Source organism: Varibaculum cambriense (assembly GCF_032557235.1).
Lineage (GTDB): Bacteria > Actinomycetota > Actinomycetes > Actinomycetales > Actinomycetaceae > Varibaculum > Varibaculum cambriense_C.
In genome coordinates, this window is the sequence record NZ_JAWGMB010000001.1 from 78,893 (window position 1) to 105,380 (window position 26,488).

Sequence of the window (26,488 nt, forward strand, 5' to 3'; positions counted from 1 at the left end):
ACGCAAGAGAGTTATAGAGGTAAACCTAGGATACTGAGGTAGTTCGCGGAAGTTAGCCCACTTTCAACAGGGAATTTAGCGGCGCTTACCATCTGGACTGTCTTGAAAAGTGCACAGATTCACAGGACAAAAGGCCTGTATCAATTACGAATTAACATTAAAAATCCATTAAGCGGTTTTATGATTTCCGAACTGGGTATTCCTTAATTATGAGACTAACTTTAGTGACCAGCCTAAACCGAAGGCAGCAATACTTAGTAACCGCCAGGAAAAAGCGTTAGCTGACGCGTTACTGAGGTTCCTTGGCCAGCCACAAAGTATAAGGCCCATCATTAACTAAAGACACCTGCATCATCGCGCCGAAGACTCCGGTTTCAACCTCCGCGCCACCAGCGCGCAAATCCGCAACTAGTTTGTCAAAAATAGGATGTGCCACCTCGCCCTTAGCCGCATAAGTCCAGGAAGGGCGGCGTCCCTTGCGCACCGAACCATACAGGGTGAACTGGGAAACCACCAGCAGGGGTGCCCCCGACTCCAGCACTGAAGAGCCGTCCTCAAAAATCTGTTGATTAAGTAGGCGGCGCACCGTCCAATCAATCTGCTCTTGGCCGTCACCGGGAGTTATCCCCACGAAAGCCACCAGGCCTGGCCGATCCAGCCTCCCGACGGTTTTACCCTCAACCGTCACCTCCGCGGAAAGTGCCCTTTGAATTAAGGTACGCATAAGACCCTCCTAGCCTGCGATATTTAACGATCCGGAACCCGAACGCGGGGAGGCGTCAGCAAAGGCTTTCCGATCAATGCGGGACTGTCCCTGCCAGGAAACCCCGGCAGGATCGGTAATCACAGTCACCGCCGCGGCCAAAGATTGCTCTTCCTCTCCCTCTTTCCAGCAGACAGTCAGTTGCCCGGTGGGAGCAGTCCGTTTCACTAACCCCAAAGCAATCGGCCCGTCCTCAAAATGATTGGCACTCGCCTGCACCGTACCGACTTTGCGGCTCCCAGCATAGAGTTCCGCTCCCGGAGGTGGCAGCAACGAGGACGTGCCGTCCAGGTGCAAAAAGACCGCCCGGCGCGGAGGGTGACCTAGGTTAACGACGCGCGCTACTGTCTCCTGCCCGCAGTAGCATCCCTTATTAAGGTGTACCGCGGTGCGCAGCCAATCCAGTTCATGGGGCAAAGTGCGCGGGTCACTGTCGGTGCCGTAGGGACGCCAAGCCGCTATCCGTAAAGCCCGCCAATCGGCCGCGGCAGCAAAAACCGGAGCAGCCAGGCTGTATCCGTCCTCAGTTTCTCGTGGCCAAGAAAGCTGCTCCCACTCGGAAAGTAACTGGGCGCGAACTGCGGCAGTCTTTTCCACCGGAACTACCCCCAGGCGCGCCGGGTAATCCTGCCCCGGATGAGCCTGAGAACGGGGAGAATAAGCGGTGCCACCAGCAGTTATTCCTGGCCATGGGTCTGTCCAAATCGGCCCAAAATGTGCCAGCACTTCCTCGGCTAGGCTGGGAGTGAAAAAACCCCAAACCGTAAGCTCCGCGCGTACGGCAACCTCCACCCGCGACATAAATTTCATAGATTCTAAAAACTGCGCCAAAGCCAGCGCATCCGCAGTAAACAGCCAAGCAACCTCGCCGGTCCAAACGATTCCAGCCGCGAATTTGACCCGGCCATTGGCATCCAGGAACAGCATTTCCCGGCTCTCCCCCGCAGCCATACCGGTTAGCACTTGCGAAGATAGGGTGGTTAGCCAGGAGGGAGCGTCCGAGCCAGACACGGTGATGACCTGCAGCCCGGTTTCCGCGATCCCGTATCCGCACCGCAAAGCCACTTGGTTGTCTACAAAAGTCACTATTAGGCTCCTTCTGCCCGGTTAATACCTGGAGTATCCTCGTGCGGATCAGCAGCTTCCTGCCCGTTTGCGGTCTGCCCGGTATCGTTCGCCGCTTTGGCCTCCGCTACCTCCGCGGCGTCCTCTTTATCTAGCTCTTCGCGCGGATCTTCCCCGGCGGGCAAAGACGTCACCCCGGGGGCGCTCAAAGTCTCCTCTCCGGCGGGCAGACGCAATAGGCGCGCCGAAAAATCAGATTCGGCATCTTTACCGGGAAGCACCGAATCTTGCGCCCAGAACAGTTCCGAAGAAACCAATCCCATCATTCGCGAAAGCTGCTCGAAGGGAGCAGGTGCGCGCCGGGAAGAAACCATAATCCGCGGCCCCATCGATACCGCCTCCCAGGAAACCTCGGCGGTGTAGGGGCCGCCAGCAGAAGTCAGGCGACAACGCGAGCGCGCCTCTTGCTCACTATCGGCCGGAGCGGCGGCAGTTACTCTCCAAGAGGTATCCTCCCGCCAAAGCAAAGCACCACGGCGCAACTGCGAGAGGCCGGTCGCGGCGTCAGCTTGCATATCCGGTTTTTCGGCGACCGGTTCTGCCAACCAGGTGAGAGTGGCTTGCTGCAGACTCGTTCCGGTGGCGCGAAAAGTAGTTTCTTGCCAAATAAAGCATTCTTCACGCTCTGCGTTTTCAGCATCCGTTTCTTTAGGCAAACGCGCGGTTCCCCACCCTCGCCAAGATCCCAGTAGCCACGCCAGGGGGATTAATTCTTTCGCTAAGCCTAAAGGTAAATCCATCATGAGCTACAGCCTAGTAGAGTAAGTAAGACACAAGCTATAAAAGTGACGCAATTGGGCGAAGAGCAAAACCGGGAGAGAATCGGAAATATGGAAGATTCGGCAACCACACCGCAGGCAACCCCGAGCGGCGCGAACCCGTCTGCGCCAGCAGACTCCCCTGCCCCTGTCGGCAAAAACACCCAAAAAAACGCGCCTGGCTTGGCAAATGCGGTTACAAAACCTACCCCGAAACCGGTTTCTCCCATAGCTGCTCGCAGCTGGTGGGTAGCACTACTTGCTGCCCTGCCTCCCCTAGCGATGCTGTTTTTCCTTTATTGGAACCCCTATTTGGCGGTACTTACTGCCGCCGTTGTAACTATCGCCGTCTCCCTAACTTGGGGTAGCCTCTCCCAGGCTCCCAGCCCGGGGCGAACCGGCTTAGTGGTGGTAATCGCCGGAATCGGCTGCCTGCTGGCCGCATTCTTAACTAATAATCTAACCTGGGTTCCGCTGGTACTTTCCTGGAGTGTACTGGCAGCTTTTATCGCCGAAATGACCCGGGGAAAACATCGGCCTTTAACTACCTGGTCACTAGCTAGCACTATCGCTGGATGTGCGCTGGTAGCAGCAGGATCGGCCTGGGGACTGGCCATCGCCTACCCCACTATGAATCTTCTGGCAATGGCAGCGTTACCAGCCATGGGACTGGCTTGCCTCACCCTGGCGGTGCCCACCAAATATGCCAGTATCCGCTGGCTATATTGCTCTTTAGCCGGGATCGTAGCCTCGGGCTTACTGACGTATTTTGTGCTCTACCAATACTCAGATTTAGCCCTAGCGATCCCCTTTGCCTACCGCAATCCCGCCGTGGCGATCTGGATCATGACTGTGGGTTTAGGATTCCTATCTGGGCTGCTAGTCGCCTGTATCAACGTGCTATTTATGGTGCCGGCAGGCAAAAACTACCGTTGGCGACAACTCACCTTAGCTCTCCTGCCCACCTTGTTCATCGCGGTTCCGATCTACTCTTTGGCGCGCCTAATCACCGGATAATCCGGATAAATTGGCGATTACCCCTGGCGCAGGCACACGGCGAAGATAGAAAGCAGCGAAACTCCCGCGAGGCACGCACCCCTGATATACGAATGCACCATATACGAGGGCGAGGGTACGTTAAGCGCGGAAAACAGGAAAACCCTGCCCTGGTAAACACCCATTAAAGGCCGCCTACCCGGCAGGGAACTCCTTGAGAGTAGCTAGTTTTCCTCCGGGATCATCAAGATAGAGCCACAAGGACACTCTTCAGCGCAAATCCCGCAGCCCTTACAGTAGTCATACTTGAACTCGTACTCACCCGGTTTAATCTTCTTAATGGCGTTATCAGGACAAACCCCGAAACAGTTATCGCAACCGAAACAGTTGCCACAAGACATGCAGCGCCGTGCCTCGAATAGGGCAGACTCTTGATCTAAGCCTTGCACTACCTCGTCAAAGGTAGAGGAGCGCCGGGCGGATTCAATCTTGGCGCGTACCCGGTGAGGAGCATCCGCGTAATACCAGTTAGTAAGCCGATCATAAGTGGCATCCCCGGTGACCGGGGGCTTATGATATTCGGTGCCGTGCAGGAAAGCATCAATATAGCGAGCGGCTTTCTTACCGTGACCAATCGCCACCGTAACTGTACGCTCGGAAGGAACCATGTCCCCACCGGCAAACACCCCGTGACGCCCGGTCATCATCTGCGAGTTAACCTGGACGACTCCCTTTTCGATTTCGATATCGCGGGCACGCTCTACCAGACCCAAGTCAGATTCCTGACCTAGCGCCATCACCACCGAGTCAGCGCCGAGTTCTTCAAACTCACCGGTCGGCTGGGGGAAGCCGTTCTCGTCCAGCTCCATTTTCTCTACCGTGAGCTTGCCGCCATCAATATGTTTAATGGTGGACAGCCACCGCATCATTACCCCTTCTTCCTCGGCTTCACGCACCTCGGAATCATGGGCAGGCATCCGGTCACGGTTACGGCGATACACAATCACCGCTTCTTCCGCGCCCAGACGTTTGGCGGTACGAGCAGCGTCAATCGCGGTATTACCCCCGCCATAGATCACAACTTTGCGTCCCACCATCGGTTTTTCTTCGCCTTCCATTTCGGCGAGCATCTGCACGGCATCCATGACTTTAGCGCTGGCACCAGCAGGAATATCAGCGTGACGACCTACATGCGCCCCCACCGCCAAGAATACGGCATCGTAGTCATCAGCCACATCGTCAACATTTTCGACTTTGGCATTGAACTCGAAACGTACCCCCAGGTCTTCGATCCGTTTAATCTCGGCATCGAGCACCTCGCGGGGCAGACGATACTTAGGGATCCCAAAACGCATCATTCCGCCAGCCATGGGACCGGCTTCTTTTACGGTAACTTCGTGACCGAGACGGCGCAGATGATAAGCAGCAGACAGTCCGGAAGGTCCTGCCCCCACTACCAGTACATGTTTACCGGTAGGAGCCGCATCTATAGTTACATTCCAGCCCTCTTCAATGGCTTTATCGCCCAGGAAACGTTCAATCGCGTTAATCCCCACGGCCTCATCCATTTGCCCGCGGTTACAGGCAGTTTGGCAAGGATGGTAGCAAACCCGTCCCATAGTGGCAGGTAGCGGATTGTTTACCATGATTTCGCGCCAAGCGGCCTCGTAGTCGCCCTCCTCGGCGTGGTATAGCCAAGCCTGGACGTTTTCACCGGCGGGGCAAGCCTTATTACAGGGGGGCAGCATGGATACATAAACCGGGCGTTCAGTGCGCCAAGAACCGGTTTCATTCGCCAGCGACGACCCCACATTCAAAGTCACCGCCCAAGGAGCGGTATCTTCACTGCGAATCTCCGGAGTGGGCAGAGCAGTTTGACTCATTTAGTTCTCCCCCTTTGAAGCCGAGTTTCCGGCAATATGACGCATCGCGGAAGCAGAAGTTGCCCCAGAAGCCGGGCGGTCATCCGCAGAAAAAGCGTCGCTTTGGGTACGTTTGGCTTTCGAAGCCTCTTCGATAATGCGTTGGGTAAAGCGCCCCTCGGGGTCTTCACCCGCCGCCAAAATCCGCTCCAGTACGTCCTCATCCAGTTGTTCCGGATCGATTAGGCCGTAGCGGCGGATATTACGATCCGCGATTTGTTGCATCCGCTCTAAGACCTCTTCTTGCCCTTTCTTAAATACGTGGGCGAAGCGGCGTTGCGGACGCATATATTCGGTAACCGGCACCGGGCGGCGCAATTTGGTAACCGAAGTGATTTCCCCGTTCTCGGCCTCGTAAACCGGGAACAGTCCGCATTGGGTAGCTAAACGCGCCAGACGAATAGTCAGGTTAGAAGCAGATCCCCAACCCAGCGGGCACGGCACCAGTACGTGAATATAGCGAGAACCGTGGAACTGCATGGCCTTGCGTACCTTGTATTCCAGGTCGCGCAAATCCGCGACGGTGGCGGTTGCTACATAAGGAACCTCGTGCGCCATGGCGATTCGCGGTACATCTTTACCTTGGCCAAACACGTTTCCGGGTTTTTCGCCTACCGGCTGGGTAGTAGCAGTACGGGCAGCGGGCGGAGTCGCCCCGCTTCGCTGCACCCCGGTATTCATATAGGCGCCATTGTCATAGCAGATATAGAGGACGTCGTCGTTACGTTCGAACATGCCTGACAGGCAGCCCATCCCGATATCTACGGTGCCGCCATCACCACCCTGGGCAACCACCCGGGTTTTCTTGCCCTTGGCGCGCAGCGCCGCCGCCGCCCCCGAAGCAACCGCCGGAGCATTGCCGAATAGGGAGTGTACCCAAGGAATCGTCCAAGCGGTTTCGGGGTAAGGAGTAGAAAAAACCTCCAGACAGCCAGTGGCATTAACCGCCACCAGGTCGCGATCGGCGGCATCCATCGCGGTGTCGAGGGCGTAACGCGCCCCCAAGGCTTCCCCGCAGCCCTGACAAGCACGGTGACCGGAAGTTAACGAGTTGATCCGGTTCGGGTCAGACTGGACGGAACGATAATCTAGTTCCGCCAGGCGATTACCCACCGCATAGGAGCCTACCTGGTAAAACTTTACATTTTCGCGTGCCGGAATCGCGGTTTCGACGCTTTCGCGAAACTGCGGTGCCGGAAGCGGAACACTCATAGTTGCTGACATTGCCTGCCTCCTAAATTCCGCGCGCCGCATTGGCACGCTGAGTGGCGTGACGTTGAATGTTTTCACTGATCGGACCAGAACGCCGGGTAGCTTTCTCCCGTTCCAATTCGGCCTCAACCAGTTCTTGATCCAGATCCAAGAAAGTCAGGTGTTCTAGCTGATCGGCGGCTACCTGATCCAGCACCTGCTCCAGGGAACGCTCCGTGATATTGCGCCCGCCCAAACCGGCGATCACTTCATAGTCACGAACTGATTTGCCGGCTCGCGAAAGCGCAGAGCGACAATGAGAAGCCACGATTCCCCCAATACCCAGGCTGAAAGCTTTCTCTAAACAAATGAAGCGTTTAGCGCCACCAAGATAGTGGGCTACCTGTTCAAAGGGGAAGGGTCGGAAAGAACAAATCCCCAGCACCCCGATTTTTTCGCCCGCTTCGCGCCGCTGGTCGACTACGTCTTTAATGGTGCCCAGCACCGAACCCATCGCCACGATGACGGTTTCCGCGTCCTCGATCCGGTAGGGACGAACCAGCCCGCCGGAATCGCGCCCGAAAATGCTCTTGAACTCTGCTTGCACTTTGGGTATGAGCTCCAAGGCTTGCAGCTGTTTGACGTGTTGGAGGTACTTTACTTCGGTGAACGCTTCCGGTCCCACCATCGCGCCAATAGTAATTGGATCGGCTGGGTCGAGGACGACCCGGGGAGTATAGGGAGGCAGGAACTTTTCTACCTGCTCTTTTTCCGGAACATCTACCTGTTCAACTGCGTGGGTCAAGATGAATCCATCCATACACACCATTACTGGAACCGAAAGCTCTTCGGCGATCCTGAACGCTTGTACGTGCAGATCCGAGGCTTCCTGGTTGTTCTCCGCGAACAATTGCAGCCAGCCGGATTCGCGTTGACTCATAGTGTCAGAATGGTCGTTCCAAATGTTGATAGGCCCGCCAATCGCCCGGTTAGCTACCGTCATTACTATGGGCAACCCTAGCCCGGCAGCGTTATAGACCGCCTCTACCATGTAGAGCAACCCCTGGGAGGCAGTCGCGGTATAGGTACGCGCCCCCACTGCCGAAGCCCCGATGCAGGCCGACATGGCTGCGAACTCGGATTCTACGTTAATATATTCCGCGCTGCCCATCTTGCCTGCTTTAACCAGGGCAGATAGCGCCTCCACTATGTGGGTTTGGGGGCTAATCGGGTAAGCACTGACAACTTCCGGGCTGCAGGCGGCAACCGATTGCGCAATAGCTTGCGAACCTTCAATCTGTTTTAGCACGTTACTTGGCCTCTGCTTTCATCGAACTGACCATTTCGTAGGCGGCGACCGCGGCGGCCACATTGCCTTCACCGACTTTGCCGTGGAAACGGTTTTGAATCGCCTGGGTAACACTGGAAAGGCGCACTAACCCGGTTAGGGCGGCTGCTCCCCCCAGCATCACTGCGTTCGGTAGGGGGCGACCCAGGTGTTTCTTGGCGATCTCGGTAGCCGGTATCATCACCACGTGTCCTTGCGGGTGGGCGGCGATTACTTCCTCGATCCCCAGTTCAGCGGCCGACTTGGCCGAGTTTACAAGCGCGAAACCGTCTGGTTTCAGACCCGAAAACACGTCCATAATCGCCAGTAGGGTAGCATCTTGCACCACCACCAAATCGGGTTCCTGAACGGGTTCGCGGGTACGGATTTCTTTATCTGCAATCCGGCAATAGGAAACTACCGGCGCACCGGTGCGCTCCGAACCGAAAGAAGGGAACGCCTGCGCATGATGCCCATCGCTGAATGCCGCATAGGCGATCAGATCAGCAGCAGTTACGACGCCTTGGCCACCTCTGCCATGAATACGAACTTCAGTCATACTTTTACCTTAGAACTGCGATCCCAGCTAAGAGGCATTTAATTATTAAATTGCCATTACCAGGGAATTTAGGTTTATAAGATTTTTTAACGGATAAGGGATTCCCTGACGCAAATGTATCTTAAATACCTGAGCGCATATTCATCCCGTCAGAAAAAATGTGACCTAAGTGTTATTAGTCGTTCTTATCGGCACTTTTATATCTAAACGAGACCAAAATGCTACCGCTTCGTGAGCGTCTATTAAGCACAATCTCATGTGTTCATAGTACGGTTGCCCATGTGCAAAATGCGTATGAAGCCGTTAAGCCCGAAGATTTAGAGGGCAAAGACGAGGTCAAACCGGACAGGGCGCCCTCAGGGGCGCAACCGGTACGCAGCACAATTCCGCAGTCTTCCTCTCATACGTCCGCCACTTCAGATCCCCTAGAGGGCGAGAATCCTATCCCCTTGGATAGTGAAGACCCCCCGGGCGCGGCTCCTCGCGATGCCAGCTCCGATACCCCAATCCGGCGTTCTCTTCTGGTTAGAAAACCACAGGGCTTCAGTGCCGAGGATGGTGCTTCCACTACTATCACCGGCGGGGTAACTGCCGTTCCCAACACAGGTAACCTGCAAAAGATTCATGCCCCCTTGCTGGGGGAATCTAAAGCTGACAGTCCCCCGCCTAGCGACCAGCTGGCAAAACCTGCAGAAGCTTCCCGGAAAGGCGAAAAGCTTTCTTCGCCCTCGGAAAAACTGCAACTACCGGGTGTGAAGGCTCACACCTCCCGCTTTCGTCGGGTAGTGGAAAACGATTTTTCGCAGATAAAAAAGCCAGATAAACGCGAAGATGATCTCCGTATCATCCAACAGCTGGGTAAAAAATCAAACCGTTGGGGCAAATGGGCACGCAACGGCTGGATGCCGACTCAAGAGGGTGCCTATGCGATGGCGCTGCTACCCTACTGGATTGGGGTGATAGAGTCTTCGCTTCGTCCAGTTCATTGGCTGGTATTTGCGCTGTGGATTTGCGGATACTTCACCTTTAATGCGGGTGGACTCTGGCTGCGATCCCACCGCAAAGATCGCTACTTCAAACCATTGCAAATTTATGGTGCTATAACCCTAGTTTTAGGGGTTATCAGCCTGCTGGTAGCACCTCCGCTGCTGGAATGGACCTTAGTGTTTTTCCCACTAATCGTAATCGCAGTGGCCGAATCAGTTCGCCATCGGGAACGATCTTTATTGGCACGCACCAGTACCATTTTGGCAACTGGAGTCATGAGCTTAGTTTCCTACGATATCGGCACCCAGTTTTCGCGATCTTTCGCTGCTATTCCCTGGTTGGAAAATACTGCTCCCAGTAATGTTGACTGGGTCGTATCTCCTACCGGAAATCTGCAAGGTTGGGGCTGGATGCTGGTAGTAGCTTGGGTGGTTACCTCTTACTACTGGTCGACTATTCCCTACGTGCGTTCTCTGGTTCGCCGACGAAATTCCCAGACATTCTGGTTCTTTTCGATAGGTGCTCATGCAGTACTAACTGCGGTTATTCTGGCATTATTCATTCTAGGTTGGGTTACCTGGTGGCATCTGTTGGTTTGGGTGCTACTGCTGGCGCGCTCGATTGCGGTACCGCTATTGCAAAAGAGATATCCGCAGGCGCTTACGATATCGCGGATAGGGTTTGCGGAGATAGCGGTGGCGATGCTGATCATTATTACTTTACTGGTGTAACCCCATAAAAGGATGAGATAAGCCGTTTTATGGTTCTAGGATTTGCGGGTCGCGGAGCTTCCATACGTTGCACTACAAATGATTGCGCCGTGGCTTTGGTAGTCCTATTAATCCCCAAGTTATGGTTACGCGTTTCGATGAAACGCGCATAGTCTCCATCTCCTGACCGCTCCCATGCCTTCGCGACCTCACCATATAGTTCTTTAGAATGATTGCCTCCCACACTGTGGTAGTTCTTATAGGTTCGCACCGTGGTCAGGTTGGGAACGTTGGGATTTCTCTGTCCGTCAAGCCGAGGCACAATATCGGCAGAATTTTCTAGAGAAACCATATGGACTCCTGACGCCGGACGAAAACTGCCGGTATTAGAACCCAGTGTTACCACGCTTTTTATATTGTATTTTTTTGCCAAAGCAGGATTTGCCCCTAATTGTGCTGCCACCGCCCCTCCTTGCGAATGACCTATCAGTTCTACCGGTTGCCCGCGGCGATACCCAGCCTGATCTAAGGCTCTAGTAACCGCATTGGTCATATCGGAGTTTCCTGCCCTGCCCGAAGCATTAGTTTGCAAATTAGTGCGCATATCTTGAGGATTTGCCCCCGTAACAGTCCAAACCTGGGTGCCACGGATATCTACCCGCCAAGCAACCCGATTACCGGTACGATATTTAACTACCCGCAACTCGCCGTGGTCGGCAAACGCTTTTGCTCGATTAAATTCGCTGACCAGTCCAGAAATGTTTAAAGGAGCGGAAACTTTTTGAGATTTACCATCGATTTTGGGGGCTACCCATAGCGAACTCGGTCCTTGAAAAGCAGCAATCTGCTGGGCGAGCTGGGCAGACAAGAACTGCACTATCAACCCGTTGCCGTTTACACCCTGCTCCTTTAGGGCTGTGAGCAAAGAATTCTCGCGGTGCCGGTCGTTTTGAGAAACCCACAGCGCAGAATCGTCTAAGGAATCACCAGATTTTTTCCATAACACCATTGCCGGAAGACTACCGAAGGCTAAGAAATTGGAAAGCACATCTAACGCAGAAACTATCTGCCGTGAACGCGCCTCGCAGTTTTCATATCTAGCTGCCGCCAGCAGCAAGTTATTTTGTAGCAAACCGATTTTAAGAGAAAGATCTATCGCTGATTCCACAAGCATCTGCAACGCTGAAACCAGTCGCTGCGTTACCGAGATCTGCGGCAAGGTGGCAGCAGAGTTTGCTGCCTGACTGGCAATCCGTCTAACCTGCAAAATTTTTTCTAAAACACTGCTTAAGCTGGCCGCATTAGCGCGAATAACCGCGGTGTTAATACCCAGCTGGTGACCGCCAACTACGCTAATCGGTAGGGAATGATCATCGGAGGACATAGTTACTTTCCCGCCTGCTGTAGGGCTAGCAGCGCCGAGATTGCTTCCTGGGCTAAGCTATCCGCCGCCACGGCGGCTCTAGCTAGCGCAATCAGCTGCTGCTCGTGACGCCGCAAAGTTCCTTGTGCAGCTGTAGCTGCATCTGATGTCCACTGTTCACGCAAATCCATCCCGGCCACTTGTCCGGCGGCACTGTCTGCCACCAGCGCCGCTTGCCGCATCTCCATGCCGATAGCGGCAGCAATCGCCACCTCGCTTGCCATATCCTCTCCTTCCTAAGCTGCTTGCGAATCTAGCCGAGCCATAATTCGCGGATCTGTTTACAAATAACCAAATTAGGAAAACTTCCTTGTAATCCCGGCTGTGCAATATTGCTGCGAGTGGCACTAACGACACTGCTGGAGGTATGGGATAACATAAAACACATGGTGAACTCCCAAGACAGCCGCCTGAAATCCGGTCTTAAACTGCCTTCTAAAGTTTTAGACCCGGTGATTGTAGTCAACCACCTGACCAAAGATTATGAGTCGGGAGCAGGCAAGGTACGTGCTCTGGATAATATTTCCATCGGGATTGCTCGCCGCCACTTCACTGCGATTATGGGTCCGTCCGGGTCTGGTAAATCGACATTTATGCACTGCTTAGCCGGGTTTGAATCCGCAACTTCCGGCTCTATTAAGATTGACGACACCGAGATCGTAGGGATGAACCAGCGCCGGCTCACTCGGTTGCGCCGTGATCATATCGGTTTTATTTTTCAGGCCTTTAACTTAATCCCCACGCTGAGCGCGAAAGAAAACATTGTTTTGCCTTTCGAAATCTCCCGTCGCAAATTTCCCTCAGAACGCTTCGAACAGGTGGTCGCGGCATTGGGGTTACAAGATCGCCTAAATCATCGCCCCTCAGAGCTTTCAGGTGGGCAACAGCAGCGAGTGGCTTGCGCTAGAGCACTCCTCCAAGATGCGGTGGTACTTTTTGCGGACGAACCCACGGGAAATCTAGATTCTGAATCCTCGGAGCAAGTACTGCGTTACCTGCGTAAAGCAGTTAACGATTTTGGGCAATCAGTAGTGATGGTAACCCACGAGGCCGCGGCAGCCGCCTATGCTGATCGCGTCCTGTTTCTATCCGATGGCAAAATTGTGGCCGAACTCGATAACCCAGAACGCGAACGGATATTGGCGGCTCAAACCGAATTACCGGCGTGTATGGCCGCGCACTCCCTACCTAATACCGCGAATGGCGAAAGCCAATCACTAAAGGATGGCTCGCAATCTGCCTCATTCTTGCCGGCTGGAACCAAAACAGGAGCCTGGCCAGATCACGAAAAAATGCAGGCGCGCCTAGCGAACTTACAGTTAGCTCGCGGCGCTCAAGTTGAGCTACCTGCTAGCCCCGCCGCCCCAAATAACGTTGGAGGCATAGATGCGGGGGCATTGCACGCACTAATGGGAGCTGGAAAGCCAGTAGTACCCGCAGAATTGCGTACCCGGGAGGGCGCGCGGCGAGCATTGGCTAAGAAGCGGGAGACGGCACCAGAAAAGAAAAATAACCCGCCGGTGGAGGTTGCCTCGCCTCGAAGCGCCACTAAACAGGCCGCGCCCGCCGCCTCGAAAATGCCCGTTACCCGCTTGAGTGGCAGCGTGCGGGAAACTCGGGATGAACGCGGCACTACTTGGCAGGGATGGACTCCCAAACCGGGATCGAAAGCTACTAAAGAAGAAAAGCCAAGGCAACACTCGTCCTCAAAAACCGTAACTAAGCCGGAGCCTGCGCGCTCGCCCCGCCCCCACATTCCGACAAAACCCCCAATCTCCACACCCGGTGGCATTAAGGCAAGCAAGGCTGCTGCTAGCACGCCCAATAGGACTGACCAAAAGAACGATAACCAGCGCTGGTCGGGACTTTATTCAGTGTTTTCCAATCCGGTAGCGGAAACTAGCGGATTTTGGGAGGACGCAGCGGATGCCCCCGCCTCCAGGAAAACTTCCGGCACTGAAAAAACTGAGCCCACAGCAATAAACGATTACCGGGCAAATGAAGCAGCCCCGAAAAAGACCCCGGGCAAGCAGACAGGTGGCGGTGTTCAGCCGACAGCATCCGTTAGCGAGGCCGGAACCAAGACATCTGCGGGAAATCGGGTGCCCCCAGCCGAGGTCAAAGCAACTAAATCGGTGCCTCGCACCCCGGAAGATACTTTAAATCAGGAAAAACAACGTTTGCTCGCCATGATTAAGAAGGCAGAAGCGCTCCTTGATTCCTCGCAAGATGCGATCGATTCCTTTGAAACTCCTCAGGATAAGGCATGATTAGGATAGCTTGGCGCAACCTGTGCGCCCACCTGCTACGTTTCCAAATGTCGCTCCTGGCAGTGGTGCTCGGGGTGGCTTTCTTATCAGGAATTTTTGCGCTCCGCGCCACCCTTGCCGATTCTTATAATTCTTTGATCGCCTCTACCAACACTTATCAGTATTACCTGGTAGGAAAAGCGCAGGGTGAAATAGTTGAAGGGCAGACTCCCGTGCGGGATAGCCTAGCCTTAGCAAATGTCCAAGAAGCCAAAAAGGTTGCAGGCGTAAAATATGCTGATCCTTATTTAGTGGATGTGTGTATGCTGGCTGACCAGGACAATAAACGCCTGGGGCAAGCAGGACAAGTCTCCGTTTTGCAGGTGCTATATCCGGGTCACTCCCCCCAACCCCGCTTAATCAAAGGGCAAGCTCCTCGCGGTGACCAAGAAGTCGCCCTCGAAGAATCCGCTGCTAAACGTTTAGGTATAACCACCGGAAAAAAACTAAAAATATACGTTTCTACCGAAGGTAAAACCGCTACAGTCAGCGGGATTTATCGATTCCCCAACCCGGTTGCCTTCACCAACTATGTTTTTGTCGATGCCGATGGCTTCGTGCCCCTAACCCAAAAGCCCGCGCCGCTAGCCACGACTGCTATCGGTATTACCGCTGAAAAAGGGGTGTCCCCCCAGAAGCTGCGGACTGCGCTTAACAACGAGTTTTCTAATACTGCAGAAGTAATGAGCCAGTCCGAATACAACGATGAGATAAATGCGGCAGCAAATAGCTCCCTCGATTTTGTCAACGTATTTTTACTGGTATTCGCAGCAATCGCCCTATTTGTGGGGACGTTTATTATTACCAACACTTTCCAAATGATGGTACGTGCTGAGCAATCACAGTTCGCCATGTTGCGGGCAATCGGGGCTAGCGGGGGACAAGTGTTCTCGATTGTGGCACTGCAAGGTCTGCTAGTGGGCACCCTCGGCTCCGCGATCGGGGTAGGAGCGGGATATCTACTCACCCGCCTGGTTTCCTGGGGCTTGGCGAAAGCCGGTTTCGAAGCTTTACAAATCGGCTGGTCCTGTTCGATTACCCTCCTGGCTTTAGCAGTGGGAATTATCGTGACAGTAATCGGTTCCCTCTGGCCAGCCAGGTCAGCGGCACTTACGCCTCCGGTAGAGGCAATGCGGCAGAATACTCAAACCCAAAAACCGGTATGGCCTCGAGCCATAATTGGGGCGCTGGTGCTGGCGCTCGCAGTGGGACTACTGGCGTGGTCTTCTTCTGATAGCGGGCAAAACGGCCTGTGGCTCGGGATTGGTGCCGCCCTATTTCTGCTGGCCATGCTGATTCTGGTTACTCCTTTATCCGCAGCCATCATTAGGGTCTTAGCCGGCCTTATTTGGTGGCTGCGTCCTCATGCCCGCTTGGCGATGCGCACCTTAACTGCCAACTTGAGGCAAACGGCCAATACTGCCGCCGCCCTCATGATCGGAGTTGCTCTGGTAGCAGTGGGAGCGACTTTGGCTGCCTCTACCAAGGCCTCTACCGAATCGGTAATAGATCAAAAGATAAACACAGATTTGGTGGTGAGCACGGAGCCAACAGTGGTTTCGCTTTCTCCCAGTCTTTTGAACGAAGCCGCCCAGGTATCTGGGGTAAAACGGGTGGACTTGATGACTGGAATCGGGCTTTTTCGGATTACGGTTCCGGGGAAAATACCCGAGCAAACCATGATGCAAGTAACCTATCCGCAGTTCAATCGCTACATTAAGGTAACCCCAATTAGCGGTTCAACCGCAGACTATTTCTCGCAGTCACCTGAAACTCCTAGGGCAATGGTTTCTCGCGCCTGGGCTAAATCTAGAGGACTCGCACCCGGGGACAAGATTGAGATCAGCGGGATTCACGGACAAGAAATAGTTACTATCGCCGCCACTATCGACACCGAATTAATATTCCTGGATGTAATGGTGCCTCGCTCCCTGGCCACCAAACTAGGTCCACAAGCAGCCGATATTACCACCAGTGCCTCCATTGAACTCGAGGATGGGGCTGACCTGAATAAAGTACAACGCGAGGTGCAAAAAGTAGTTTCCAGCAACCCCTTTATGGTGGTACAAACGCATCAGGAAGCGGCAGATAGAGTGGCAACTACGGTGGATCAGGTTTTGTCAGTCCTGTACGCACTATTAGCATTATCGCTGATAATCGCAGGTTTAGGGATTATGAACACACTATCGCTTTCGGTGCAGCAGCGCTTTAGAGAACTAGGGCTAATCCGCACTGTGGGGCTGTCCTCCCTAGGACTATCCCTGATGATCACCGTCGAGTCGGTACTAATAACCCTGGCAGGTACCCTCCTGGGAATAGGCGGTGGAACCGCGCTAGCAGTGTTTGTTTGTCGCTACCTATCCGACCGCGGGATCAGCATTATCGAGGTACCCTGGGGCTCGCTAGGGTTGATTTGTCTACTGGCAGTGCTGGTAGGAACGGTTGCCGCGCTAGCGCCGGCACGCCGCGCCCGGAGATTGCCGGTCTTAGAGGCGATCTCCGCTAATGATTAGCGCCTAGAGGCAATATAGAAACCCAAGGCTCGCCGCAGCAAGCCTTGGGAATTACCGGTGACTAGCACCAGCGCGAGATTATCAATTAAACCAATCGTCATCAGTCGCGGACGGAATATGATTACGCCAATCCTCGTAATCATCGCCGTTATCATCTTCGGCATGATCACGTTGTTTAGCCTGCAGCTCTCGCTGCAACGCTTCATAGTCCGTCTCGGGACTGTAGTACTTTAACTTACGCGCTACTTTTGTCTGTTTAGCCTTTTGACGGCCGCGCCCCATGGCGTGACCCCCTCCACAATAATCACGGATACGTTAAACGCACCCTAAAACTTCTAAAATGTTCTGTATAAAAAGATACCCCATTACGGGCGCCAAGACCATTTGAGACGTCAGGTGAGGTTAATGACACCATATGGCGATGGCAATAGTCTTACTGTTTAAATAGCTAGGCTTTAGAGTTACTTTAGTATCCGGCGCACCAGCAGCGCTCCTAAAGCCAAGGCTCCCCCAGCAACTAATGCCACCTTTCCCAGGGCCTCTGGTTTGCCGGTACTGGCTTGTTGTACCGTATCTTGAGCTTTATCCGCTAAGGCACGCGCCTTCTTTTGGGCATCGGATTTTGCCCGCTCTACATTAGCTTTCGGTGAAAAATAATCGGAAAGTTCCTCTACGGTGCCACTTAAGTCTGCCCGGGCAGCCTCGAGATCTGCCTTAATCTGACTTTCGCTACGTGCGGTCATATTATTCCAAGCCTTTCTTTACTGCTGCGATACCTTCTTTTATACCTTCTTGAGGGTCGGGTTTTTCCGACATTCCTTTTTGTAAAGAAGCCTTTCCTACCAGCGCCAAAATCAACAGCAGCACCAAGAGGATAGCGGCAACAATAAGTTTCGCCGCCCATACCGGTACTGCCAGTGCCAGGGCCTCTGCCGCTGCTCCAAACAGGAACCCCAACATATAGAGGGCGAGCACCCCAGCTACTACTAGGAGCGCAATTCCCATCCCGGAACGCTTAGCCATATTTGCGGCCTTAACTTTAGCCAGTTCAATCTCGCCCTTTACCAGTGCCTGCACCTGGTCGGATAGTTTCGAAACCAGATTTCCCAAATTAGGACGGGCAGATCCAGTCTTTGCCGCCGCCGAAGCTGCTGGTTTGCTGGCAGTCGCTTTATCGCTAGCATTTTCCCGCCCAGCTAGCTGCGGAGATACATAGCGCGGAACAGTTTTGCTGCCCGTATCTGAAGCGCTATCTACGCCGGCCTGGGAGCCGGCAGATCCCTGAGGTGATCCTCCGTCTTGAGGCGAGTGGTAACCGGGAGTTGCCGGAACTCCCGGAGTCGCCCGATGCTCCGGCGGAGTTCCAGGTGCCGAATGATATCCGGGAGTAGGCGGTACCTGCCGCTGTGAATCTGACATTTTCAAATCGCTCCTATCCATTGCTGAGAGCTGTTCCTTGTAGTAACCATATTCTAAGCTATAGACAGTTTCTATAGTTCCGCATAGTTTCCCCCTTAGCGAATCAGGCTACCGCGATCCGCTACTAGCTACGCTCTGCCCCCTAGCTACTAGGGCGCGGCGAGGAAAACACCGGCAAATAGGCAGTTAAATCTGAGCCGACGCCCGTAGCGGTAATCTTCTGGGCGTTCACGGCGTTTTCCCAGGTAAAAACCCCGGTAGCGAGACAGAGCCAAGTATCCGTATTCATTTCCACCACCGCTGGCGGAGTTCCGCGCCGATGCACGGTTCCCGCGCCAATCTGCACTGCCCCAAAGGGAGGCACCCTCACTTCTACCGCCTGCCCCGGATGACGCTGAGCTAACACTTGCAAGCTGTAACGAACCGCGGTGCCCGTGTCTGCCCGGATAGCATTTCCTTTGCTCCAGGCCGCTAATGCCGTCTGCCCATCCTCCGCAGAAATATTTCGCCTCAAATCGGCCTCCTAAGTTACTAACTGGCAGCACTTACTGCACCCTGACTGGCTTTACTAACGCTTTCAACCCGCCACCCCTTAGGCTATAACCGATGCACAATCCACAGCCAGACCGGCGCCAACGCTACCGCGCACTCTATACCCTGCTTTCGGCGGCCGCCCTGACCTTACTGGCAGTGTCGATGCTCAATGTTTCCATCCCTTCCATGACCAAGGCACTGGGATTAACCAGCAGCGATGTGCAATGGATAATGGCGGGCTACACCCTGATTTTTGGGATTGCCCTAATCCCGGCAGGCAGAATGGGAGATATCTGGGGTCACCGCCGCCTGTTTGTAATCGGGGTAATAGTGTTCGCCATTTCTTCTTTAGGCGCAGGTCTAGCTACCAACCCGCTAATTCTAATCTTGATGCGTCTACTGGCCGGAATCGGGGCTGCCATCATCAGCCCCCAAGTATTAGGGCTGATCCAGATGCTTTTTTACGGGGAGGAACGCACCCGCGCCTACGGATCCTTCGGAATGATTATCGGGATTGCCACCGCCATTGGCCCCACGATGGGAGGAGTGCTAATCGCGCTACTGGGTACTGATCTCGGGTGGCGCGCCGCCTTCTTAATCAATATCCCCATCTGCCTAGTAATTATTTTTGTCACCTATCGCACTATTGATCCTGACCCCGCCCGCACTGCTAGTAGCGACACTCGCCTTGATTTACCGGGAATCTTTTTGCTGGCAGCATCCTTTTTAGCGGTAATGTATCCCTTTATTGATGCCACTATGCCTGGGGGAGGACTTGGAAATTGGCGCTGGTTATTACTGCCAGGCGGAGTCCTAGGTTTCCTGGGGTTTTGGGCACTGGAAAACTTCCGAGAAAAACGCCAGATACCGGTAATCATGCCCCGCTCTCTGCTCCTAGATCCTTCCTATATGGTGGGTACGATAGTGCTGACTGTATTTTGCGCAGGCTGGACAGCACTGTTTATTATTTACACCCTCTACCTGCAACAAGGATTAGGAATAAGCCCCCTGGTAGCTGGGCTTTTACAGATCCCCTTAGCGCTAGGGTCGGCAATTGCTTCCGCTAGGTCTTCCCGCCTGACCCTCAAGTGGGGTCGCGGGATTTTAGTGATCGCCTGCGCCCTCGTTATCGTCTCTTTGAGTGTTACCGTCCTAATAACCCGGACTGCTTCCCCCGAGAGCATCCCCTACCTGCTAATAATTTCCATGTTCTGTGCAGGTTTAGGATCGGGAATTTTCTTCTCTCCCGCCCAAGCACTCTCACTGCTTTCGATACCACCGGGCAGAGCTGGTGCGGCCGGGGGTATTTCCCAAACTGCCCAACGGGTAGGAGGAGCCATTGGGCTGGCCGGCGCTACTTTAGCTTTTTACCTGCGGCTGGGCGACATCAATGCCCCTGCCGGCAGTGAGCCTGCTCGAGCGGCCTACACCGGGGCATTTAGCTACGGAATGTCCGCGGTAGTAGCTTTCATCATCATCGCTTTCCTATTTGCACTGGCTGATGCCCTGAAACGCCGGGAGAATCCGTTAAAGTTTGAAGTGAAACCGCCCGAGAAAGAGAATGAATAAATGATGGCTTTGGTAATTGGCATCTGCTACCTCCTGCTGGCAGCCTACCTGGGGGCGGGACTGATTTTATTTCATCGCCACCACCTGCCCCGCGCCTCCCGCTGGGGGATCGTCAATAGCGCCACCACTGCCAGCGATAACGCCTGGATAAAGGCTCACCGGGCGGCAGCTCCCCTACTGGGGGCTACCGCGGTACTTTGCGTGATTAACGGGTTTGCCATCGCGACCCTCACCGGAGAACATGAGGTGTCTGTGCAGCTTATTTGCACCATCGGTACCGTGCTCTTTACCGGTATCGTTTACTGGTCGGCGCGGCGGGTCGCCACCGTACACGCTAAGAAAGCTAGCTAAAAACCCACTTATTAAGAGCGAGCCAGAAACTCTACCTCTACCTCGCAAGGAGCTCCTAACGGAAGGGCAGCCACCCCAACTGCGGAGCGAATATGGGGTTGGTCAAAAAGCTTCCCGAAAGTATCGGAGGCACCGTTGGCCACACTCGCCTGACCGGTAAAAGTGGGAGCAGAGGCTACAAATACGGTCACTTTAAGTACCCGTTCTAACTGATCTACTCCACCGGCAACCTCCGCACCAGCTGCCAGGGCATTAAGCGCGCAAACCTGAGCTGCCCGGTAAGCGTCTTGAGGACTAACTTCTGCCCCCACCAGACCAGTTGCCACCAGTTCTCCGTCCACTACCGGAATCTGCCCGGAGGTGCGTACCAGTAATCCGCTCTCACCCTCAAGGGCAATTGCGGGGGTATAGGCTGCCACCGGGCTCGCTACTGGGGGCAATAGCATTCCAGACTCGGTTAAACGGCGAGAAACACTCGACATCTTATTCACCGCGAGGACGTTTTAGATAGGCAACTGGGTTTTCCCAACCATTGGGGCCGGCAATTACACTAACCAGTTCCCAGCCGTCTTCCCCCCAGTTATCCAAAATTGCTTTCGTATTGTGCGACAGTAACGGAATCGTCGCATATTCCCATTTAGTCATGGCTCAAGTCTAATGGCAGCAAGGCGTTTAACGCACCCGCGCTAAAACATTGGGGGTGGTTGGTTGGCGGAGCTCGGCAGCCAGTTCGTCATGGGACTCATTTAACCATTGCCACCAGTCGGTTACATCCTCGTAGTGACGCAGCATCGCGCGGCGTTCCCTCTCGGTTAGGCCGCCCCACACCCCGTAGTTAGCTTCCGATTGCAAGGCATCAGCTAGGCATTCAAGACGTACTGGACACGCGAAACAGCGAGTGCGGACTTGTCTTTGCGCCGCTCCTTGTACAAATAGAGCATCCGGTTCCTGACCAGCACACAGAGCTCGTGCAGCCCATGTCTCATCCTGGCTAAAACTCATCATTCACTCCTTGAGCTCTCACGGCGACATTGCCTATATATGTGACCGTACCTACATTTTGCTAAAAACACAAAACGAAAACCAGGGAAAGATTTTACCTAAAAACAATAGATAGTTATTGCCCACAATCTGCTCCCAACTGCCGACGAAGGTGCCCAATAGGCCTGAAGCCAAGTAGGCTAGGAATATGCAAAAAGGCACCGCTCGTTATCTGCCCCGTCAGCAGCTTCGTCGCACCCTAGCGGCACTGGCGGCTTTAATCGCACTGGCCGCAGTGCTCCTAGCCGGTCTATCCCTGCCCGTCGTGGGAGTAACGGGGCTAGCTGCTCGCGCTGGAATGAGCGCCCTCACCGAAATACCCAGCGAATTCAAACCCACTCAGCCTTCACAGCAATCGGTGATTTACTCTCGCGACGGTAAAGCAATCGCGCGTTTTTATGCCGAGAACCGTATCGTGGTCAAGCTCAAAGACATGTCCCCCTGGGTTCAAAAGGGAACCATGGCTATCGAGGATCACCGTTTTTATCAGCACCGCGGAGTAGATCTCGAGGGTATTGCGCGCGCTATCGCTAACAACTTAGCCGGTAGGGATACCCAGGGTGCTTCCACCCTGACTCAGCAATTGGTAAAGAATACCTTGATTGACAAAGGTCTGCGCGCCGGTGATATGAATGAGGTTCGCAAAGCTCGCGAGCAGAGCATCTCCCGCAAACTGCGAGAAGCCAAGGACGCCCTCGCTATCGAAAAGAAACTTTCTAAAGACCAAATCCTAGAGGGGTACTTAAATATCGCCCCCTATGGGACTTCGGTTTACGGGGTAGAATCGGCCAGCCGATACTATTTTTCGAAAAGCGCGAAAGAACTGACGCTTAGTGAAGGTGCCCTGCTGTCTGGCATCACTCAGTCCCCCGCGAAATACGATCCCACTATCCACCCGGATTATAGCCAAAACCGTCGTGACCAGGTTTTAAAGGCGATGCTGCGCGAACAAATGATCTCCTACGATCAATATAAAGAGGCAAAAGCGGTACCGGTTCCTAAATTATTGAAGGTTTCTCCTGGTCAACAAGGATGTGCAGCCGCCGGGAAGGCCTCCTTCTTTTGCGCCTATGCAGTCAACGAAATTTACAATAATCCTGCTTTCGGCAAGTCCATTAATGATCGGCGACGCCTGTTGCTACGTGGGGGGCTGAAAATCTACACCACCATGGATTCCAACATGCAAAATGCGGCAACCGATACCGCTTTTAACCGCATCCCCGAGGCCGATGGTTCCGGACTGTCCATCGCAATTACCTCTATCGAACCGGGAACGGGAAAAATTCGAGCTATCGCCCAAAACACGCCTTACGGTAATCCCGCGAAAGAGCATCCGCGGGCAACCCAGAGCTCATTCGGGGTGGATAAGGCTCACGGTGGGGGCGCGGGCTTCCAGCCGGGCTCATCATATAAACCGGTAACTTTGGCTACCTGGTTTGATAATGGTTACTCGGCCTATTCGGTTGTGGGAGGGCGCACCGACTATTCCCCGCGCGATTGGAAAGTTTCTGGTAACTGCCCGGTACATGCTGGTCCCTGGCCGCTAAAGAACGCTACCGGGGGTAACAACTATGCCACTTCGGTTTTAGAAGGTACCCAAAAATCTTTAAACACCACCTATGCCGGGATGGCTACCAACCTCGATCTTTGCGATATCTACAAAATGGGCGAGAATCTAGGCGCGGTGAGCGGTGACCCTAATCTAAAACAGGATTTAGGTCCGTCTTTCATTATTGGGGCTGGTTCCGTGACCCCCCTAAACATGGCGAACGCATTTGGCACAATTGCTTCAGGAGGTACGCTCTGTTCGCCGGTAGCGCTCGAAAAAGTGGTGGATGCCGACGGTAAATCTTTCAAAGTTCCTTCGGGAAACTGTAAACGCACCGTTGAAGAAAGCGTAGCTAATAAAACTGCTCAGGTACTGGTATCTACCGCTAATAGCTATGGGGGACGGGTGAGTATAGGTCGTCAGGTGATGGCGAAAACCGGTACTACTAACGGTCCGAAAGCAGCCTGGACCGTGGGAGCCACCCCGAATCTGGCAACCGCGGTTTGGGTCGGCTATTCCCAGGGAGGTCCGCGTAACCTGACGGGATTGAGGATTAACGGTGCTTACTACGGGATCGTTTGGGGTAACACCGTTCCCGCCATGGCATTTAGGGAATACATGTCAGCAGCAGTACAACCCCTGCCGGCCACGAGTTTCCCGGCCGCCAATATTGGAGAGGGTAAAACCATTTCCCAAGGAGTGCAGCGACCTAAGCGTACGCAACCCAGCGAAGAGCCCTCGCCCTCGCAATCACCTGCTACTACCACCACTGAAATCACTCAAACTCTTTATTATGAGGAAGATTAACTTTTGAGGCGACACCACCCCCTGTTATCTGTAGCTGCAGGCGCGATAGCGTACCCATTTTTCGAGGCTCGATCGCCGCGCCTGCGTCGCTACCAGCTAAGGACGAACCCGGGGAAGCTACCGTCGCTAGTCTTTGAAGATTCTGCCCCTAGCTGCGCTATTGCCCCAGATAGATCCGAGGAAAACCGAAGAACATCTAGCAATTCCCCTAGCCTTTCATCTGCCAGTTCGCGCTGGCAACTGCGGATATTACACCTATCAGACCTACATCTTTGGTCAGGAACTAGCTGGCTTGCCGATTGGGTAGCCTCGCTGGCAGAATTTCAGGATATAGATTTTGTGGCGCTAACCGGAGACAATTTTGCGGATACTTCCGGATTAAAGATGCTCTCCCGAGCCCTCAACCCTTTGCTAAAGCTACCGGGCGCGTTTGTATTTGGTTCCAACGATTACTATTCGGGCATCCCCAAAGTGCCGTTGCACTATTTTCTACCGAACAAGAAACCCAAGTTACGTACCGTTCCCGACCTACCAACCGAAGATTTTCGCGACTTCTTAACTGTCGGTGGCTGGAGCGATCTTAATAATCAGGCAGCTACCTGCACTCTTACTTCTCCTGCCCGGCAAGGACACCGCGCAAAAAAACTAACCGTGGCACTGACGGGAACCGACGATCCCCATATCGGGCGCGACGAGGCGGTGCAGGTACCGGATACCTGGGGGAAAGCTGATTTGCGGCTCGCCCTGACCCACGCCCCCTATGCGCGCGTTCTCGACCAATACGCCGCTTGCCAAGCCGACCTGGTGCTAGCCGGACATACCCACGGAGGCCAGGTTTGTCTGCCGGGATTTGGGGCTCTGGTAAACAACACCGATCTGCCGCTACGCTATTCGGGCGGGATGCATCGGTGGAAGATAGGAACGGTAGCTGATCCGGCTCCTCGGGTAAATAAAGGTACAACCTATCCCCTACCAGACCTTAAAAAGCTTGCCGGGCAGGCCGGAATCTCCGATTGGATGCCGGGCGGGCAAACCCGGGTACACATTTCGCGAGGACTAGGCACCTCCAAATTCTCGCCGGTGCGTCTTGCTTGCCCACCCGAGGCCGCAGTTATTACCATTACTGGCTGCGCCTAAGGAAAAAGCCAGCCCCTGGCGGAATACTCGAAAGGCAGGTCAGGTTTTGGTTTTACATCCTGGCTTGCAAAGACACCGGAAAAGAAGCATCTCCTTAAAATTATGTGACCTACGCGCCCTCTTTAGCAGGTAAAGCCGATTTACGGTAGAATAGGATCCGGAAAATTTGTATTTGGGAGCCTATAAGTTATGACATTTGAAATCGGCCAGACCGTTGTTTATCCCCATCATGGAGCTGCGGTGATCGAAAATATCACTACTCGTAAACTCAAGGGAGAAGACACCACCTACCTGATGCTGCGGGTTACTAATGGCGATATGACTATCCAAGTGCCGGCGGCAAATGTGGATATGGTTGGGGTTCGCGACGTGGTCGATGAAGAAGGCCTAAAAGAAGTACTCGCAGTACTGCAAGAACCCCATATTGAAGAACCCTCCAACTGGTCACGCCGCTATAAGGCTAATGGCGAAAAAATCGCCACCGGAGACATCTTAAAAGTTTCCGAAGTGGTGCGGGATTTAACCTTCCGCGATAACGAACGCGGGCTGTCAGCGGGTGAAAAACGGATGCTGGCTAAAGCGCGAGCAATTCTGATATCTGAACTTGCTTTGGCGAAAAAAGAAGACGAAGAGGCGGCCTCGGATCGTCTCGATAAAATCATGGAAGAAGCCCAGGTAGAATACAACCGGGTTAACGACAAATAAAGGCAAAAGGACAAGTTATGGGGCGCAGCGTTTACTGCGTCGTGACCGCCGCTGGTTCCGGATCTCGTCTCGGCAATCCCGGACCAAAAGCGTTGGTAGAATTGGCTGGTCACACCCTATTACACCACGCCCTGCGCTCCCTAGAGCCGTTGGATGACTTGGCCGGGGTAGTGATTACCGCTCCCGGCGATTACCTAGATACTTTCACCGAGATTGCCCGTACCGCAGCCCTGTCCTACCCTTGGAAAGTTGTAGCCGGGGGCACAAATCGGCAAATCTCCGTTTACCAGGGTCTGCAAGGGCTCTTAACTTTCGATACTGGCGAGGGGTTAGTGCCCGCCAATGACCCGGAAGCTATCGTCCTAATTCATGATGCAGCTCGAGCGCTCACTCCTCGCGCGCAGTTTCAGCGCGTTTGCTTAGCGGTCGCCTCTGGTTGCCCAGCGGTAGTACCCGCCACCCCTTTGGTTGACACCGTACGGGAAATCGCCGGCGAATCTTTTTGCCGGGCGGGGGTGGAGATTACTCCCTCAGGAGCTACCCCCGATCGCTCCCGACTGCGCTGCGTACAAACCCCCCAAGGGTTCGCCGGGGAGGTTATTTTTGCGGCTCACGAACAGGCGCGAAAGGAAAGCATTTCCGAGGACGGGGCTTTAGATGATGCTTTACTTGCAGCTAGGCTCGGTTACCAGCAATACTTTGTGGCAGGATCAATGCGAGCTTTGAAAATAACGTACCCCTTGGATCTAAAACTAGCCACCTGGCTGGTGGAGAATCCCGAGCAAGAATAAGG

General features: G+C 54.0%; 28 protein-coding genes. 11 read left to right on the forward strand and 17 right to left on the reverse strand.

The genetic code is table 11. The annotated features are described in order from the left end of the window. Positions 1-289: 289 nt before the first annotated feature. From dtd to E6072_RS00285, 3 genes are read right to left on the reverse strand one after another with little or no spacing between them, the layout of a single operon-like run. A complete protein-coding gene (gene dtd, locus E6072_RS00275) occupies positions 290-724 on the reverse strand; it encodes a D-aminoacyl-tRNA deacylase (RefSeq protein WP_316692997.1) in 435 nt (144 codons plus the stop codon). 9 nt (positions 725-733) lie between these two features. Further along, on the reverse strand, positions 734-1,849 hold the full coding sequence (locus tag E6072_RS00280; protein ID WP_316692998.1) for a folate-binding protein: 1,116 nt from the start codon (positions 1,847-1,849) through the stop codon (positions 734-736). Positions 1,850-1,851: 2 nt separating this feature from the next. Further along, positions 1,852-2,631, reverse strand: a complete 780-nt coding sequence (locus tag E6072_RS00285) for a heme-binding beta-barrel domain-containing protein (protein WP_316692999.1) — start codon at positions 2,629-2,631, stop codon at positions 1,852-1,854. A 51-nt stretch (positions 2,632-2,682) separates the two neighbouring features. Here E6072_RS00285 and E6072_RS00290 point away from each other — a divergent pair, with 51 nt between their 5' ends. Continuing rightward, positions 2,683-3,663: a hypothetical protein gene (locus tag E6072_RS00290; protein WP_316693000.1), complete on the forward strand. Its 981-nt coding sequence runs from the start codon at positions 2,683-2,685 to the stop codon at positions 3,661-3,663. A 203-nt stretch (positions 3,664-3,866) separates the two neighbouring features. Here E6072_RS00290 and E6072_RS00295 read toward each other — a convergent pair whose 3' ends face one another. The 4 genes from E6072_RS00295 to E6072_RS00310 are packed head-to-tail and all read right to left on the reverse strand — an operon-like array spanning position 3,867 to position 8,641. Next, the gene (locus E6072_RS00295; protein ID WP_316693001.1) at positions 3,867-5,525 is read right to left on the reverse strand and encodes an NAD(P)-binding protein; all 1,659 of its coding nucleotides are present in this window, start codon (positions 5,523-5,525) and stop codon (positions 3,867-3,869) included. Continuing rightward, positions 5,526-6,788, reverse strand: a complete 1,263-nt coding sequence (locus E6072_RS00300) for a thiamine pyrophosphate-dependent enzyme (RefSeq protein ID WP_316693002.1) — start codon at positions 6,786-6,788, stop codon at positions 5,526-5,528. A 10-nt stretch (positions 6,789-6,798) separates the two neighbouring features. Beyond that, the gene (porA, locus tag E6072_RS00305) at positions 6,799-8,064 is read right to left on the reverse strand and encodes a pyruvate ferredoxin oxidoreductase (protein WP_316693003.1); all 1,266 of its coding nucleotides are present in this window, start codon (positions 8,062-8,064) and stop codon (positions 6,799-6,801) included. 1 nt (position 8,065) lies between these two features. Then, complete coding sequence (locus E6072_RS00310; protein ID WP_316693004.1) at positions 8,066-8,641, reverse strand: 2-oxoacid:acceptor oxidoreductase family protein; 576 nt, start codon at positions 8,639-8,641, stop codon at positions 8,066-8,068. A 281-nt stretch (positions 8,642-8,922) separates the two neighbouring features. Here E6072_RS00310 and E6072_RS00315 point away from each other — a divergent pair, with 281 nt between their 5' ends. Beyond that, a complete protein-coding gene (locus E6072_RS00315) occupies positions 8,923-10,359 on the forward strand; it encodes a YwiC-like family protein (protein WP_316693005.1) in 1,437 nt (478 codons plus the stop codon). Here E6072_RS00315 and E6072_RS00320 read toward each other — a convergent pair. Both E6072_RS00320 and E6072_RS00325 read right to left on the reverse strand, forming a co-directional pair. Then, entirely contained in the window at positions 10,343-11,722 is a 1,380-nt protein-coding gene (locus tag E6072_RS00320) for a hypothetical protein (protein WP_316693006.1), read from the reverse strand. The two genes, E6072_RS00315 and E6072_RS00320, sit on opposite strands and share 17 nt — an antisense overlap. A gap of 2 nt (positions 11,723-11,724) precedes the next feature. Then, positions 11,725-11,985, reverse strand: coding sequence for a hypothetical protein (locus E6072_RS00325; protein ID WP_316693007.1), 261 nt, complete (start codon positions 11,983-11,985; stop codon positions 11,725-11,727). Positions 11,986-12,102: 117 nt separating this feature from the next. On the opposite strand from E6072_RS00325, the gene E6072_RS00330 reads away from it, so the two are divergent. Together E6072_RS00330 and E6072_RS00335 are read left to right on the forward strand one after the other, a co-directional pair. Further along, positions 12,103-14,031, forward strand: coding sequence for an ATP-binding cassette domain-containing protein (locus tag E6072_RS00330; RefSeq protein WP_316693008.1), 1,929 nt, complete (start codon positions 12,103-12,105; stop codon positions 14,029-14,031). Further along, complete coding sequence (locus E6072_RS00335) at positions 14,028-16,583, forward strand: FtsX-like permease family protein (protein ID WP_316693009.1); 2,556 nt, start codon at positions 14,028-14,030, stop codon at positions 16,581-16,583. Before E6072_RS00330 ends, E6072_RS00335 begins: the two co-directional genes overlap by 4 nt. On the opposite strand, the gene E6072_RS00340 is transcribed toward E6072_RS00335, so the two are convergent. From E6072_RS00340 to E6072_RS00360, 5 genes are all read right to left on the reverse strand, one after another. Then, complete coding sequence (locus E6072_RS00340) at positions 16,580-16,747, reverse strand: hypothetical protein (RefSeq protein ID WP_316693339.1); 168 nt, start codon at positions 16,745-16,747, stop codon at positions 16,580-16,582. The two genes, E6072_RS00335 and E6072_RS00340, sit on opposite strands and share 4 nt — an antisense overlap. Next, a complete protein-coding gene (locus tag E6072_RS00345) occupies positions 16,665-16,865 on the reverse strand; it encodes a DUF3073 domain-containing protein (RefSeq protein WP_316693010.1) in 201 nt (66 codons plus the stop codon). Before E6072_RS00345 ends, E6072_RS00340 begins: the two co-directional genes overlap by 83 nt. 179 nt (positions 16,866-17,044) lie before the next feature. Then, positions 17,045-17,326: a DUF3618 domain-containing protein gene (locus E6072_RS00350; protein ID WP_316693011.1), complete on the reverse strand. Its 282-nt coding sequence runs from the start codon at positions 17,324-17,326 to the stop codon at positions 17,045-17,047. A gap of 1 nt (position 17,327) precedes the next feature. Beyond that, positions 17,328-18,002, reverse strand: a complete 675-nt coding sequence (locus E6072_RS00355) for a phage holin family protein (RefSeq protein WP_316693013.1) — start codon at positions 18,000-18,002, stop codon at positions 17,328-17,330. Between the two features lie 142 nt (positions 18,003-18,144). Further along, positions 18,145-18,516 (reverse strand): sterol carrier family protein, encoded by a 372-nt coding sequence (locus E6072_RS00360; RefSeq protein WP_316693015.1) that lies wholly within the window; start codon positions 18,514-18,516, stop codon positions 18,145-18,147. Between the two features lie 92 nt (positions 18,517-18,608). Between E6072_RS00360 and E6072_RS00365 the strand changes: the two genes are divergently transcribed. Both E6072_RS00365 and E6072_RS00370 read left to right on the forward strand, forming a co-directional pair. After that, complete coding sequence (locus E6072_RS00365) at positions 18,609-20,105, forward strand: MFS transporter (protein WP_316693016.1); 1,497 nt, start codon at positions 18,609-18,611, stop codon at positions 20,103-20,105. Then, on the forward strand, positions 20,106-20,456 hold the full coding sequence (locus E6072_RS00370; RefSeq protein WP_316693019.1) for a hypothetical protein: 351 nt from the start codon (positions 20,106-20,108) through the stop codon (positions 20,454-20,456). 11 nt (positions 20,457-20,467) lie between these two features. Here the strand turns inward: E6072_RS00370 and E6072_RS00375 are convergent, their stop codons facing one another. The 3 genes from E6072_RS00375 to E6072_RS00385 are packed head-to-tail and all read right to left on the reverse strand — an operon-like array spanning position 20,468 to position 21,461. After that, positions 20,468-20,938, reverse strand: coding sequence for a RidA family protein (locus tag E6072_RS00375; RefSeq protein ID WP_316693021.1), 471 nt, complete (start codon positions 20,936-20,938; stop codon positions 20,468-20,470). Between the two features lies 1 nt (position 20,939). Beyond that, complete coding sequence (locus tag E6072_RS00380) at positions 20,940-21,101, reverse strand: DUF4177 domain-containing protein (protein ID WP_022864469.1); 162 nt, start codon at positions 21,099-21,101, stop codon at positions 20,940-20,942. A 27-nt stretch (positions 21,102-21,128) separates the two neighbouring features. After that, positions 21,129-21,461, reverse strand: a complete 333-nt coding sequence (locus tag E6072_RS00385) for a WhiB family transcriptional regulator (protein ID WP_022864470.1) — start codon at positions 21,459-21,461, stop codon at positions 21,129-21,131. Between the two features lie 184 nt (positions 21,462-21,645). Here E6072_RS00385 and E6072_RS00390 point away from each other — a divergent pair, with 184 nt between their 5' ends. From E6072_RS00390 to E6072_RS00410, 5 genes are all read left to right on the forward strand, one after another. After that, positions 21,646-23,853 (forward strand): transglycosylase domain-containing protein, encoded by a 2,208-nt coding sequence (locus E6072_RS00390; RefSeq protein ID WP_316693022.1) that lies wholly within the window; start codon positions 21,646-21,648, stop codon positions 23,851-23,853. 133 nt (positions 23,854-23,986) lie between these two features. After that, a complete protein-coding gene (locus tag E6072_RS00395) occupies positions 23,987-24,160 on the forward strand; it encodes a hypothetical protein (protein ID WP_316693340.1) in 174 nt (57 codons plus the stop codon). Continuing rightward, on the forward strand, positions 24,100-24,990 hold the full coding sequence (locus E6072_RS00400) for a metallophosphoesterase (RefSeq protein ID WP_316693326.1): 891 nt from the start codon (positions 24,100-24,102) through the stop codon (positions 24,988-24,990). The genes E6072_RS00395 and E6072_RS00400 overlap by 61 nt, the downstream gene beginning before the upstream one ends. Positions 24,991-25,179: 189 nt before the next feature. After that, positions 25,180-25,695: a CarD family transcriptional regulator gene (locus E6072_RS00405; RefSeq protein ID WP_307737829.1), complete on the forward strand. Its 516-nt coding sequence runs from the start codon at positions 25,180-25,182 to the stop codon at positions 25,693-25,695. Positions 25,696-25,712: 17 nt separating this feature from the next. Beyond that, positions 25,713-26,486 (forward strand): IspD/TarI family cytidylyltransferase, encoded by a 774-nt coding sequence (locus tag E6072_RS00410; RefSeq protein WP_316693023.1) that lies wholly within the window; start codon positions 25,713-25,715, stop codon positions 26,484-26,486. The last annotated feature ends 2 nt before the right edge of the window (positions 26,487-26,488 follow it).

Excerpts from the sequence above, each read along its gene's own strand:
- E6072_RS00300 (WP_316693002.1), bottom strand. The coding sequence starts at position 6,788 with ATGTCAGCAACTATGAGTGTTCCGCTTCCGGCACCGCAGTTTCGCGAA.
- E6072_RS00320 (WP_316693006.1), bottom strand. The coding sequence starts at position 11,722 with ATGTCCTCCGATGATCATTCCCTACCGATTAGCGTAGTTGGCGGTCAC.
- E6072_RS00350 (WP_316693011.1), bottom strand. The coding sequence starts at position 17,326 with ATGACCGCACGTAGCGAAAGTCAGATTAAGGCAGATCTCGAGGCTGCC.
- E6072_RS00285 (WP_316692999.1), bottom strand. The coding sequence starts at position 2,631 with ATGATGGATTTACCTTTAGGCTTAGCGAAAGAATTAATCCCCCTGGCG.
- E6072_RS00390 (WP_316693022.1), top strand. The coding sequence starts at position 21,646 with ATGCAAAAAGGCACCGCTCGTTATCTGCCCCGTCAGCAGCTTCGTCGC.
- dtd (WP_316692997.1), bottom strand. The coding sequence starts at position 724 with ATGCGTACCTTAATTCAAAGGGCACTTTCCGCGGAGGTGACGGTTGAG.
- E6072_RS00375 (WP_316693021.1), bottom strand. The coding sequence starts at position 20,938 with ATGTCGAGTGTTTCTCGCCGTTTAACCGAGTCTGGAATGCTATTGCCC.
- E6072_RS00340 (WP_316693339.1), bottom strand. The coding sequence starts at position 16,747 with ATGCCGAAGATGATAACGGCGATGATTACGAGGATTGGCGTAATCATA.
- E6072_RS00335 (WP_316693009.1), top strand. The coding sequence starts at position 14,028 with ATGATTAGGATAGCTTGGCGCAACCTGTGCGCCCACCTGCTACGTTTC.
- E6072_RS00355 (WP_316693013.1), bottom strand. The coding sequence starts at position 18,002 with ATGTCAGATTCACAGCGGCAGGTACCGCCTACTCCCGGATATCATTCG.
- E6072_RS00410 (WP_316693023.1), top strand. The coding sequence starts at position 25,713 with ATGGGGCGCAGCGTTTACTGCGTCGTGACCGCCGCTGGTTCCGGATCT.
- E6072_RS00325 (WP_316693007.1), bottom strand. The coding sequence starts at position 11,985 with ATGGCAAGCGAGGTGGCGATTGCTGCCGCTATCGGCATGGAGATGCGG.
- E6072_RS00405 (WP_307737829.1), top strand. The coding sequence starts at position 25,180 with ATGACATTTGAAATCGGCCAGACCGTTGTTTATCCCCATCATGGAGCT.
- E6072_RS00310 (WP_316693004.1), bottom strand. The coding sequence starts at position 8,641 with ATGACTGAAGTTCGTATTCATGGCAGAGGTGGCCAAGGCGTCGTAACT.
- E6072_RS00365 (WP_316693016.1), top strand. The coding sequence starts at position 18,609 with ATGCACAATCCACAGCCAGACCGGCGCCAACGCTACCGCGCACTCTAT.
- E6072_RS00380 (WP_022864469.1), bottom strand. The coding sequence starts at position 21,101 with ATGACTAAATGGGAATATGCGACGATTCCGTTACTGTCGCACAATACG.
- E6072_RS00295 (WP_316693001.1), bottom strand. The coding sequence starts at position 5,525 with ATGAGTCAAACTGCTCTGCCCACTCCGGAGATTCGCAGTGAAGATACC.
- E6072_RS00370 (WP_316693019.1), top strand. The coding sequence starts at position 20,106 with ATGATGGCTTTGGTAATTGGCATCTGCTACCTCCTGCTGGCAGCCTAC.
- E6072_RS00385 (WP_022864470.1), bottom strand. The coding sequence starts at position 21,461 with ATGATGAGTTTTAGCCAGGATGAGACATGGGCTGCACGAGCTCTGTGT.
- E6072_RS00345 (WP_316693010.1), bottom strand. The coding sequence starts at position 16,865 with ATGGGGCGCGGCCGTCAAAAGGCTAAACAGACAAAAGTAGCGCGTAAG.